Genomic DNA, 12,965 nt, shown 5'->3' with positions numbered 1-12,965 from the left:
AGGACACCGCACCGGGGAGTTGGTCGGTGGCCAGGTGAAAAGCTGTTGGTCGAGCGATGGATATCGGACGTTAGGCCGCGTCGTTAAATGCATCGTGCCTTGCTTGCACCATGCCCACCGGCCATCTCCGATGGTCCTTGTCCACCCACCCTCGCGGGACCTTACGCGGCATGGATGCCGCGTAAGAGCCTACACGGACGTACTTGCGGCGTGTCCCGCGAGGGTGGGCGGGCAAGGGTCTGCAGCCAGGCCGCAGATCAACTGCTCTGCGCCTTTGTCACTCGCCCGTGAGCGAGCACTGGCCCAAGGGACCAACCCTCCTATCAGCCGCTCTGCGAGCGACGCATGCGTGGCACCCGAGCGCGCGCAGACGCCCGCGGCCTCGGCCTTGAGGTAGCCGACCAGACCTGCAAGCACCGGGCACATGGCTGCAGGCAGGAGGCGGCATGCGCACATGCCGCATCGAACAACAGCAGCGCCGCCTGATGGAAGCGCTGCCGCCGTATCGGCCGGTGTTACTTGCGCGCAGCCTCGCTGGCGTCGCGGGTGGCGCGGAACTCCGAATCGTTGCTCCAGTTCGGCCACTGGCGCGAATCGGCCAGTTGCTGGCCCAGCGCGTACAGCACGCCCAGATCGCGCGCCGCACCGGCGAAGGTCCAGTCCGGCTTCCACTCGTCGCCCTGCTGGTGATAGCGCTTGGCGGTGTAGTCGTCGGAGGCGGCCTTGCCCGCGGCCACGCCGCCCACTTCCCAATCCTGCCCGGCCGCGTAGGACAGCGCCGGCACGCCACGCTTGGCGAAGGAGAAATGGTCCGAGCGGAAGAAGTACCCCGCCTGCGGCTTGGGATCGGGCGTGTAGCGCAGCTTCCACTGGCCGGCGACGGTCTTGAGCTGATCGAGCAATTCGAGTTTTGCGGTGCCGTAGATGCCGAAATCGCGCGATGGCACGAACGGGCTCATGCCGTCCATGTTGATCACCGCCACGGTGGTGTCCAGCGGATACAGCGGCTTGGAGGCGTAGAACTCCGAGCCCAGCAGGCCCTTTTCTTCGGCGGTGACCGCCAGGAACACCACCGAGCGCTGCGGCTTGGGGCCGGCGGCAAAGCCGCGCGCCAGCTCCAGCAGTGCGGCGGTGCCGCTGGCATTGTCCAGCGCGCCGTTGAAGATGGTGTCACCGCGTGCGTCCGGCTTGCCGACGCCGATGTGGTCCCAATGCGCGCTGTAGATCAGCGTTTCATCCGGATGCGTGCTGCCTGGCAGCCGTGCAACCACGTTGTGCGAGGTGATCACGTCGGATTTGACCTGGTAGCTGGCGCTCAGTCCCTGGCCCTTGAGTTCCACCGGCTTGAAGCCGCGCGTCTGCGCCTGCTTCTTCAAGGTGTCGAAATCCAGCCCGGCCTGCTTGAACAGGTCGGCGGCCAGATCGCGCTGGATCCAGCCTTCCAGGGTGGGATGCGCGGCGCGCGGGTTGTCGCGCACCACGTCGAACATGGTGTTGGTGTTGGAGCTGGCCACGGTGTCCCAGCCATAGGAGGCGGGCGCGGTTTCGTGCACCACCAGCACGCCGAGCGCGCCCTGGCGGGCGCCTTCTTCGTACTTGTAGGTCCAGCGGCCGTAGTAGGTCATGCCGGCACCGTCGAAGGCGCCCTTGCCGGTTTCGAAATCCGGATCGTTGATCAGCACCACCGCGATCTTGCCCTTCAGGTCCACGCCCTTGAAGTCGTCCCAGTCACGCTCCGGCGCCTTGACGCCGTAGCCGACGAACACCAGCGGTGCGTTGGCGATGTCGACCTTGGACGAGCCATCCAGTGCGGCGCGGATGGCGATCTGCTTGCCCTGGGTCAGCGCCTGCGGCTTGCCGGCGTGCTGCAGGGCGATGGTCGGCGTGCCGACGATATCGGCGCGGCGCAGCGGCACCGCCTGGGTCCAGCCGCGCTTGCCGTCGGTCAGGTCGCCGCCCGGCTGCAGGCCGGCGTCGGCGAACTGCTTGCTCAGGTAGGCAATGGTCTTTTCTTCGCCGGCGGTGGCCGGGCCGCGGCCTTCATAAGCATCGGAGGCCAGCTCCTTGACGTCGCGCGAGATGCGCGCGCCATCGAAGCTCGGCGTCGCCGCCATCAGTGCGGTCGAGACCGCCATCGCCAGCATTCCCATTGCAACGCGTTTGGTAACAACTCGCTTCACTGCAGCACCCAGGTAGTGTCCGAACAGCCCTGGAGTGTAGCCACTGCGGCGTTCGATCGGCTATGCACGACGACAGGCGATGCCCGCCGTCGCGCCAGCGCCACTGCCGCTCAGAACAGGTCGACGCTGCCGACCTGCTGGGCGACCTGCTGCATCTTTCCGCTCGCCACCAGTTCGGCGTAGACCTCGGTGCGATTGCGGCCGTGCTGCTTTGCCCAGTACAGCGCCTTGTCGGCCTCGTCGAGCAGCTGGCTGATCAACTGTCCGTCGGTGAGCTCGACGATGCCGGTACTGAGCGTGACCTTGCCGACCTGCGGAAACACCTGCTCGGCCACCGCTACACGGAAGCGCTCGAACAGGCTCACCGCGATGTCGCGGTCCACGCCGCGCAACACGATCACGAACTCCTCGCCACCGAAGCGGAACAGCAGATCGTCCTGACGGAAGCAGCGCTGCATCAATTGCGCAACCAGCAACAGCACCTCGTCGCCATACAGGTGGCCGAAGCTGTCGTTGACGCGCTTGAAGTGATCGATGTCGACGATCCCCAGCCACACGCCTTCGCTGGCCGCCGCATCCGCACCACCGGCGAACAGGCGCAGGATCACATCGTCGAAGGTCTTGCGGTTACGCAGGCCGGTCAACGCATCGCGCTGGGCATCGTCGAGCAGGCTGCGGTAATTCTGGAAGAAGCGCGCAAAGCCCTGCAGCATCACCTGCTCGGCAGCGCCGGGCGCGCGCGCGCCGCCCACGCGCAGGCAGGTGCGAATGCCGCGTGCTTCCATCATCGGGTACACCAGCAGCGCGCGGCCGTCCTGCTGCAACTGCACCACATCGCCCGGCCCGTGCAGGTCGGCCAGTTGCGCGCGCATCTGCGCGTCGTGGATGTCGGCTACCGTCAGCGACAGCCGGCCATCCTCGCGCAGCCGCGTTTCGGCCATGGTGCGGCCATCCGGCGCGATGCGCAGCAACGACAGTTCCTCGGACGCGCAAACCTCGCGCATGGTGCGCAGCAGACTCAGGTCGAGCAGATCGGCATCGCGGATGGCGGTCAGGTCCACCATGCGTTCCAGCAACGGTGCCGTGGTCATTGCCGCACCATCCCGCGTGCAGACGCAGGCCCGCAGCGCCGGTCACGGCACGCGGGCACACCTCTCGGGCTGGAACGCACTGGCATCACGACGGGTTACCGGCAGTCTCGATGCCGGTTCATCGGCGCTGAACGCGCGAACTTGAGTCCGCCCGCCGGCCGGCGCAGCGCACGGCCAGCCGGCGTACACGGATGTGCAGGCGCACGACCGGCCGGCGCACCAGCGCGCTTACGGCAGTGCGGACTCCAGCGCATCGTCGCCCAGCGCGTGCGCCTGCATCAGGCGCCGGCTGCCGGCATTCAGCCCTTTGACCTGGACGTCCAGCCCATGATGACGCAGCCGCTGCACCACCTTGTCCAGCGCCGCCACCGCGGTGATGTCCCAGAAATGCGCGCGGCCGACGTCGATCACCACTGCGCGGCCGGGCACCTGGCGCGCGTCGAAGGCGTCGATGAACACGTCGGCCGAGGCGAAGAACACCTGCCCGCGCACGTGGTAGGTACGCACGCCGTCGTCGCCGTCGCTGTGCGTGATCTGCAGCAGCCCGGCCACCTTGAAGGTGAAGAACACCCCGCTCAATACCACGCCCACCGCCACCCCGGCGGCCAGATTGCGGGTGACCAGGGTCACCGCCACGGTGGCCAGCATCACCACGCTGGAGGTGCGCGGATGGGTGACCACGGTGCGCAGCGAACGCCAGTCGAAAGTCTCGGCCGAGACCATCACCATGATCGCCACCAGCGCGATCACCGGTACCTGCGAGACCCACGGCTTGAGCAGCACCATCAGGATCAGCAGGAACACCCCGGCGAACAGGGTGGAGAGACGGCCGCGCCCGCCGTATTTCACGTTGCCCACGGTCTGCCCGATCATGCCGCAGCCGGCGATGCCGCCGAACAGGCTGGCAGCGGTGTTGGCCAGACCCAGCCCGGTGCACTCGCGGTTCTTGTTGCTCGGGGTGTCGGTGAGTTCGTCGACCACGCGTGCGGTCATCAGCGATTCGAGCAGCCCCACCATCGCGATGGCCAGCGCCGGCAGGGCGATGATGCGCAAGGTCTCCAGCGTCAGCGGCACCGCCGGCCATTGCAGGACCGGCAGCGCGTTGGGCAGCTTGCCCAGATCGGCCACCGTCTCCAGTGGCAGGTGCAACGCTGATCCCAGCACCGTCAGCACCAGGATGCACAGCAGCGGCGAAGGAATCGCCGACACGCCCGGCAGCGGCAGCCGCGGCAGGCCGTAGATGATGAGCAGGCCCAACGCCAACATGCCCCAGGTGGCCAGGTTGGCGTGCTGCAGATGCGGCAGCTGCGCGGCGAAGATCAGCACCGCCAGCGCATTGACGAAGCCGGTACGCACCGAACTGCTGACAAAGCGCATCAGCACGCCCAGCCGCAGCAGACCGAACAGGATCTGCACCGCACCGGCCAGCAGCCCGGCCGCCAGCAAATAGGGCAGGCCGTGTGCGGCCACCAGCGGTGCGGCCACCAGGGCCACCGACCCGGCCGCAGCGGAAATCATCGCTGGGCGGCCGCCGAAGAACGCGATGACAATCCCGATCACGAACGACGCGAACAGCCCCACTTGCGGGTCGACGCCGGCCACGAACGCAAAGGCGATCACTTCGGGAATCAGCGCAAAGGTAGCGACCGCACCGGCCATCAGTTCGCGCGCAGGCGAGGCGCGCCATTGCGCCAGTTCGGCACGCAGAAAGGACATTGGAAGACACTCCGGGGACAGAAAGGACAGCCTGCGGACAGGCGACAGCGGCGATAGTGTGCGCGAAAGCGACCCGGCCCGCAGCCTGCGTGTGACCGGTGCGGCAATGCGCCTTTCTGTGGTCCGGATCACGCCAAACGATGCGGCCGCGGACCAAGATGCCCCCCTCACCGGGTTCGGGTGTCGAGCCGGGTTCGCTAGGGAGATCACCATGTCCATTTTCAGGACTGCCAGTACGCTCGCACTGGCCACCGCGCTGGCGCTCGCCGCCGCACCGGCCTTCAGCTACTCCATCAGCAACAACAAGATTGTCGACGACAGCGGCAAGGTGGTCCAGCTCAAGGGCGTCAACGTGTTCGGCTTCGAGACCGGCAACCATGTCATGCACGGTCTGTGGGCACGCAACTGGAAGGACATGATCAACCAGATGCAGGGCCTGGGCTTCAACGCCGTGCGTCTGCCGTTCTGCCCGGCCACCCTGCGCAGCAGCACGATGCCGACCAGCATCGATTACAGCCTCAATGCCGATCTGCAGGGCCTGAGCTCGCTGCAGATCCTGGACAAGGTGATCAACGAATTCAACGCGCGCGGCATGTATGTGCTGCTGGATCACCACAGCCCCGATTGCGCCGCCATCTCCGAGCTCTGGTACACCGGCTCGTATTCCGAAGCGCAGTGGCTGGACGATCTGCGCTTTGTCGCCAACCGCTACAAGAACGTGCCCAGCGTGATCGGCCTGGACCTGAAGAACGAGCCGCACGGTGCCGCCACCTGGGGCACCGGCAACGCGGCCACCGACTGGAACAAGGCCGCCGAGCGCGGCTCGGCCGCGGTGCTGGCGGTGGCGCCGAAGTGGATCATCGCGGTGGAAGGCATCACCGACAATCCGGTCTGCTCGACCAATGGCGGCATCTTCTGGGGCGGCAACCTGCAGCCGCTGGCCTGCACCCCGCTGAACATTCCGGCCAACCGGCTGCTGCTGGCACCGCATGTGTACGGGCCGGACGTGTACGCGCAGGCGTACTTCAACGACAGCAACTTCCCCAACAACATGCCGGCGATCTGGGACCGTCACTTCGGCCAGTTCGCCGGCACGTATGCGCTGCTGCTGGGCGAATTCGGCGGCAAGTACGGTGAAGGCGACGCACGCGACAAGGTCTGGCAGGACGCGCTGGTGAAGTACCTGCGCAGCAAGGGCATCAACGAGGGCTTCTACTGGTCGTGGAATCCCAACAGCGGCGACACCGGCGGCATCCTGCGCGACGACTGGACCAGCGTGCGCGAAGACAAGATGGCGCTGCTACGGACGCTGTGGGGCACGGTGAGCAGCACCACGCCGACGCCGACTCCCACTCCGACTCCCACGCCAACTCCAACACCGACGCCGACACCCAGCGGCAGCTTCAGCACCAAGGTGAGCGTGGACAGCCAGTGGAACGGTGGCTACTGCAATCGCGTGCAGGTCACCAACACCGGCACCGCCAGCGGCACCTGGGCGATCTCGCTACCGGTCACCGGCACCGTCAACAACGCCTGGAACGTCACCTGGTCGCAGAGCGGCAGCACGCTCAAGGCCAGCGGGGTGGACTTCAACCGCACCCTGGCCGCCGGTGCGACGGCCGAATTCGGCTTCTGCGCGGCAGGCTGATGCAATAAGGCGGGCACGCAGTGCGTGTCCGCCATTACCTTGCAAGCTGCCGACAGTCTGCGAATCACCAATGTCGCGTCACCCATCGATCGCTGGATCGATGCCCATGACCTTGTAGGAGCGCCCCCGGGCGCGATGAAGCATTATCGGTAACGCCCCATCGCGCCCGAGGGCGCTCCTACATTGCATCCGTCACAAGCGGACGCTGCCGCAATTAGCATTCAACCCGCATGTGAATCAGCCGCTATTCATGACATAGCGCCCTGCGCGCGTTCTGGATGCCGTCCCATGCCTGTTGTCTCCCTGTTGCGTCGTCACGTTGCCAATCTCCCGCTCACCCGCAAGTTCGTCCTGTTGTGCAGCTTGCTGACGGTGGGCGTGATCCTGCTGGCAGTGGCCGCGGCCCGCCTGCAATATCTGGACCTGATCGAGGCGCGCAAGCTCAGCGTCAAGACCGAGGTGGAGATGGGCCTGACCGTGATGCAGCACTACGCAGACAAGGCCAAGGCCGGCGAGCTGACGGTCGAACAGGCCAAGGAAGCTGCGCGCACCACGCTGGCCGACATGCGCACCAACGACGGGGTGGATTACTTCTTCATCGTCGACCCGCAGATGCGCATCCTGATGCATCCCAAGCGCGCCGTCGGCACCGACATGAGCGACTACAAGAGCGATGCCGGGCAGTACGTCTATCGCGACATCAAGACGGCAATCGAGCGCGGCAACGGCTTCAGTTATTACAACGCGCCCAAGCCGGGCAAGCAGGAGCAGCTGCCCAAGATCAGCTACGCCAAGACCTTTCCGGCCTGGAACTGGGTATTGGTGATGGGCGTGTACGCCGAGGACATCCAGGTGCAGGCCTGGGGCTTCACCCGCACCCTGACCCTGATCGGCGGCGCCTTGGTGGCGATGGTGATCGGCCTGTGCTGGTTGATCGCCTCGGCGATGGCCGCACCGCTGCGGGCAGCATCGCGCACCGCGGAGGCGATCGCCTCGGGCCGCTTCGACAACGATATCCGGGTTGAATCGCGCGACGAAACCGGCCAGCTGATGCACAGCATGCAGCAGATGCAGACCCAGTTGCAGCGCTTCAACGGCGAGATGCAGACCATGATCCGCCTGCAGCAGGGCGAGAACATCGCGCACCGCATTCCGGAGGATTTCCCCGGCGATTACGGCACCCTGGCGCATGGCGTGAACACGGTGGTGTTCGAGCATCTGGATGCCATCAACGAGGCGATGGACCTGATGGGCGAGTACGGCCGCGGCGATCTGCGCCGCGACATGCGTCGCCTGCCCGGCCAGCGCGCGGCGCTGCACGAAGCGTTGGACACGGTGAAGAGCAACCTGTCGGCGATCAACAGCGACATCGCACGCCTGGCCGACGCGGCCGCACGCGGCGATTTCTCCGCACGCGGCGAGCAGGCGCGCTACCAATTCGCATTCGCCGAAATGGTGCAGGCACTGAACCGCCTGATGCAGCAGGCCGATGCAGGCCTGGACGATGTCGGCCGCATCATGGCCGCGATTGCCGATGGCGATCTGTCGCAGCGGGTGGAATCGCATTACGAGGGCGCATTCGGCCGCCTGGCCAATGCGGCCAACCGCACGGCGATCCAGCTGACCACCATCGTGCAGGGCATCCAGCACTCGGCCGAGATGATCAACACCGCCGCCGGCGAGATCGCCAGCGGCAATGCCGACCTGTCCACACGCACCGAGCACCAGGCGGCGAACCTGGAAGAAACCGCCGCGTCGATGGAAGAACTCACCTCCACCGTGCGCCAGAACGCCGACAACGCGCGCCAGGCCAATCAGCTGGTCAAGGGCACCGGCGAAGTGGCCGAAAGCGGCGGCCGCGTGGTGCAGGAAGTGGTCAGCACCATGCAGGCGATCACGCAATCGTCGGCACGGATCTCCGACATCATCGGAGTGATCGACGGCATCGCGTTCCAGACCAACATCCTGGCCTTGAACGCGGCGGTGGAAGCGGCACGCGCCGGCGAGCAGGGTCGCGGATTTGCGGTGGTGGCCACCGAAGTGCGCGCGCTGGCGCAGCGTTCGGCCGGTGCGGCCAAGGAGATCAAGCAGCTGATCTCCGATTCGGTGGAAAAAGTGGCGCAGGGCTCGGACCTGGTGCAACAGGCCGGCAGCACGATGACCGAGGTGGTCAGCTCGGTGCAGCGGGTGACCGACATCATGGCCGAGATCACCGCCGCCAGCACCGAGCAAAGCGCAGGCATCGAGCAGGTCAGCACCACGGTGATGCAGCTGGATGAAATGACCCAGCAGAACGCGGCGCTGGTGGAAGAAGCCACCGCTGCGGCACGCAGCATGGAAGACCAGGCGGCGGATTTGACCCGCGCAGTGGCAGTGTTCCGGTTGGTGCCGGAGCAGGCTGCGCTGACGCAACGGCGCTCGGTGGTACAGGCGGCTTGATGGATGGATGTAGAGCGCCTCTCCCTGCGAGCGCGAAGGCACGGCATGCGCGCCACTGGCGCGCGTGACGCAAACGCGGGCTGGGGCGCGGAGCGGGGATTCGGGCAAGCGTGCCCGAAAGCCGCATCTGCATCAGAACAAGCGCGTCATCGAATCCAAAAAAGCTGACCAGACCGCAGATCAGCAGACAGCCGCACAACGTGCACGGCTCACAACCATGCATACCGACTATCCCGATGGGTCCTTGCGCGCCTACCGTCGCGGGACCTTACGCGGCATGGATGCCGCGTAAGCGCCTACAAGGACGTACTTGCGGCGTGTCCTGCGATGGTAGGCGGGCAAGGGCCTTGCAGCCAAGCCGCAGATCATCGCTCTGCAACTGAACTATCCGTATTGTCCACGCCAGTCGAAGCGCAATGCGTAGAGCAACCAAGGCTTCGACTCGCGGCGGCGTTGAGGCGTGATTAGATACTTAAGTCAAACGCTCGGTGAGTCGAGCGCGCGGCGCCCTCACCGCTCGCGGGACACGCCGTGAATCCGTCCATGGAGGCTCCTTGGCGGCATCCATGCCGCCAAGGGTCCCGCAATCGGTCAGGGCACCGCACCAAATAGTTGGTCGGTGGTCACGCAAAAAGCTGCTTATCGCTCAACTTACGCCGGATGTTGCGCCGGCGCATCAGGATCAAACAACGCGCATCACGCACTGCCCTTGCTGCTCTTAAGTAAGCACACCGACCATCTCCGATGGTCCTTGCCCGCCCATCGTCGCGGGACCTTACGCGGCATGGATGCCGCGTAAGAGCCTACATGGACGTACTTGCGGCGTGTCCTGCGATGGTGGGCGGGCAAGGGCCTTGCAGCCAAGCCGCAGATCATCGCTCTGCAATCCATGCATCCATCGCCTGCATCACCTCTCCAGACGACCGCGATAATGGGTCTCAACGTCGCGGGTGGTGAACATCATCGATGCGATTGACGCGGCTTTATGGGTAGGCCGTACCCTCACCCGCCCTGCGGGCACCTTCTGCTGTTGGAGAAGTGTGTGTTGCTGCATGCGCTGCGTCAGCGCGCGGCGTCGCGTCCGGTGGTGGCACTGCCGTGGCGGGCGCGTTTGACGGCGTACATCGCTTCGTCTGCCGCGTGCATCAGGCTGGCAGCGTCGGCCTGCTGGCCGTGTTGCCAGGCGACGCCGATGCTGGACCGGATCGGCAGATGTTGCTCACCGAACATGGCGCCCGCCGCCGATGCGGCGCGGATCCGGTCTGCCACGGCGGCGCATTCGGTCTGCGGATCCTGCAGGTTGTCCAGCAGCACCACGAATTCGTCGCCGGCCAGGCGTGCCACCAGATAGCGGCCTTCGGCCGCCTGCTGCAGGCAGCGGCCGAAGGCGACCAGCACTGCGTCGCCGGCGCGGTGGCCGTGGACATCGTTGATGCGTTTGAAGCCGTCCAGATCCAGGAACATCACCGCGACCGCGCACTGCCGCTGTTGCGCCTGGGTCACCGCAACCTGCAGCGCCTCGGACCAGGCGTGGCGATTGGGCAGGCCGGTCAGGGCGTCGCGGGTCGCACGCTCGTGCATCAGCCGATGCAGGGTCTTGTGCGCCGTGACATCCTGCGCCATCAGGAAGAATCCCTGCGCCTGCGCCGCTGTGCCCTGCATTTCCGGGACCAGGGTGATTTCCACATCGCGCGGTGTCGCGCCACCACGCAGAACGTGTTCGAAGTGGGCCCGCTGCCCGGCGCTCACCTGCGCCAGCGCAGCGCGCGCCTCCGCACCGAGCTCCTCGCCCAGTACCTGGGTGATCGCGCAGCCGACCAGACTGGCCGGCTCCACGCCGAGCCAGTCGCGATGCGCCTGGTTGGCGAACAGGCAGCGCTGCGCGGCATCGTAATGTCCCACCAGGGTGGGGGTGGCATCGCTGATCGCACGCAGCCGCGCTTCGCTTTCGGCCAGGCGCTCGGCGGCGACATGGCGTTCGGTGACGTCCTGGATCTGCGAGACGAAATGCACCGGCGCGCCGCTGCCGTCGCGCACCAGCGACACCGACAGCTGCGCCCAGATCACCGCGCCCTGCTGACTGATGTAGCGCTTGGCCAGGCTGTAATTGTCGCGCTTGCCGTCGATCAGTTCCTGCACCAGGCGCAGGTCCATGTCCAGATCGTCGGGGTGAGTGATGGTCTGGAAGGTGGTGCGCAACAGCTGCTCGCGCGGATATCCCAGGATGCTGCACAGCGACGGGTTGACGTCGCGCCAGTCGCCATCCAGCGAGACGATCGCCATGCCCTGCGGGGCGGTTTCGAACGCACCGCGGAAGTGCTCGGCCGCCAGCTGCGCGGCGGCCTGCGCCTGCAGCTCGGCGGTGACGTCGATGGCCATTGCCAGGTAGCCGGACAGTCCCTGCTGCGCGTCGTGGATGATGTTGAAGCACAGCCGGACGCGCCGCAGTCCGCCGTCCTTGCGCACCAGGGTCCAGATTTCTTCTTCGAGCAAGTCGCCTGCAGCGGCGGCGGCCAGCTTGATGTACGACGGCGGCGACAACGCCAGCGTGGCCATGTGCCGCTCCAGCTCGGCCGGCAGGTGGAACTGCGCCGGGCAGCGGCCCAACACCTCGTCGGCCGCGTAGCCCAGCAGGCGCTCGGCGCCGGGGTTGAACAATTCGATGCGCCCGTTCGGATCGAACGCGATGATCGCCACATCCTGCGAGGCGTCCACCAGCGACTGCAGGCGTGCGCGCTCGCCCGCCAGCGCAGCCGAGGCATCGCGCAACTGGGTGATGTCGTGCATCACGCATACCGCACCCAATGCCGCGCCCTGGTCGCTGACCACCGGGTCGGCATTGCACAGCACGCTGCGTGCCGGCTGGCCGGTGGCGCGGATCACCATCTCGGCATTGCGCACGTGCTCGCCGGCCCAGGCGCGCACCAGCGGGATGGCGTCGGTGGGCAGCAGCGCACTGCCGTCGGCGTTATAGAGATCGAAGTGCTGGGCCCATTGCGTCGGCGGCAACAGGCGCGGATCGGTGCCGTGCCATTGCCGTGCGGCGTGGTTGAACTCATGCAGCAGCCCGTCGCTGTCGCAGGACACCACGCCGTCGGGCATGGCTTCCAGCAGACGGCTCAGGGTCTGCCGCTGCGCCTGCGCAGCCAACCGGTCACGACGCGCCTCCAGTTGACCGACGGCTTGCCGCGCCAGGCGGATCAGGCCTTGCTTCTGGTTTTCGTCGAGCAGCCGCGATTGGGTGCTGAGCGTGCACAAGGTGCCGTAGGCATAGCCCTCACGGCCGACCAGCGGCACGCCCGCATACGAGCGTACCCCTGGCGCAGCAGTGACCAGCGGGTTGCGCGCGAAGCGCGGATCGGCCGCCGCATCGGGCACTTCCAGCAGCTCGGTCCCCATCACCGTGTAGGAACAGAACGACATCGCGCGCGGGGTACCTTCCAGATCGGTGCCACAACGCGCCTTGAACCACTGGCGGTCGGCGTCCAGCAGCGACACCAGCGCCATCGGGGCGCCGGTGATGTGGGCCGCCAGCCAGGCGATATCGTCGAATTCGGCCTCCGGCTCGGTATCCAGCACCCCCAACCGACGCACCGCCTCCACGCGCAGGGCGTCGTCGGCAGGAATGGGTACGGGCGGCAACAGGACGGTCATGGCGTGATCGGCGGGCAACGTCTGGGCAAGGTAGGTCGCCCCAGGTAACGGCGAGGCGATGATCAACTTGAGCGCGTGCGCCGGGCCTGCTGGCGGGCCGGTGGTTGCCGCACCCCCACCCGCGCCGGCCCGGGCGTCCCTTCGCACGCCGCCCCGCCGGTGGCCGCACCTGCCCCCTGCCGGACAGCATTTGCGACGCCGCCGGGCAGCCACTACCCTCGGCCGATTGTCCTGCTC

At 66.6% G+C, this 12,965-nt stretch carries 6 protein-coding genes; 2 read left to right on the top strand and 4 right to left on the bottom strand.

Going from position 1 to position 12,965, the window contains the following annotated elements; all coding sequences use genetic code 11:
* Nucleotides 1–515: 515 nt before the first annotated feature.
* The 3 genes from AC1PLS_RS03385 to AC1PLS_RS03375 form a co-directional block, all read right to left on the bottom strand.
* Entirely contained in the window at nucleotides 516–2,144 is a 1,629-nt protein-coding gene (locus AC1PLS_RS03385; RefSeq protein WP_184615746.1) for a M28 family metallopeptidase, read from the bottom strand.
* A 146-nt stretch (nucleotides 2,145–2,290) separates the two neighbouring features.
* Nucleotides 2,291–3,271, bottom strand: a complete 981-nt coding sequence (locus AC1PLS_RS03380; protein ID WP_481104203.1) for a GGDEF domain-containing protein — start codon at nucleotides 3,269–3,271, stop codon at nucleotides 2,291–2,293.
* Between the two features lie 228 nt (nucleotides 3,272–3,499).
* Entirely contained in the window at nucleotides 3,500–4,987 is a 1,488-nt protein-coding gene (locus AC1PLS_RS03375; protein ID WP_065032137.1) for a SulP family inorganic anion transporter, read from the bottom strand.
* 211 nt (nucleotides 4,988–5,198) lie between these two features.
* Here AC1PLS_RS03375 and AC1PLS_RS03370 point away from each other — a divergent pair, with 211 nt between their 5' ends.
* Nucleotides 5,199–6,635: a cellulase family glycosylhydrolase gene (locus tag AC1PLS_RS03370; RefSeq protein WP_481104202.1), complete on the top strand. Its 1,437-nt coding sequence runs from the start codon at nucleotides 5,199–5,201 to the stop codon at nucleotides 6,633–6,635.
* 306 nt (nucleotides 6,636–6,941) lie between these two features.
* Entirely contained in the window at nucleotides 6,942–9,074 is a 2,133-nt protein-coding gene (locus tag AC1PLS_RS03365) for a methyl-accepting chemotaxis protein (RefSeq protein ID WP_181109383.1), read from the top strand.
* Nucleotides 9,075–10,136: 1,062 nt separating this feature from the next.
* Here the strand turns inward: AC1PLS_RS03365 and AC1PLS_RS03360 are convergent.
* Nucleotides 10,137–12,875 (bottom strand): PAS domain S-box protein, encoded by a 2,739-nt coding sequence (locus AC1PLS_RS03360; protein WP_481104201.1) that lies wholly within the window; start codon nucleotides 12,873–12,875, stop codon nucleotides 10,137–10,139.
* Between the last annotated feature and the right edge of the window lie 90 nt (nucleotides 12,876–12,965).

The sequence above is a fragment of the Xanthomonas sp. NCPPB 3218 genome (genome assembly GCF_056725185.1).
This window is presented reverse-complemented; position numbering and strand designations above follow the sequence as displayed.

Coding starts and splice junctions, on each gene's coding strand:
- AC1PLS_RS03385 (WP_184615746.1), bottom strand. CDS start 2,144: ATGCTGGCGATGGCGGTCTCGACCGCACTGATGGCGGCGACGCCGAGC.
- AC1PLS_RS03380 (WP_481104203.1), bottom strand. CDS start 3,271: ATGACCACGGCACCGTTGCTGGAACGCATGGTGGACCTGACCGCCATC.
- AC1PLS_RS03375 (WP_065032137.1), bottom strand. CDS start 4,987: ATGTCCTTTCTGCGTGCCGAACTGGCGCAATGGCGCGCCTCGCCTGCG.
- AC1PLS_RS03370 (WP_481104202.1), top strand. CDS start 5,199: ATGTCCATTTTCAGGACTGCCAGTACGCTCGCACTGGCCACCGCGCTG.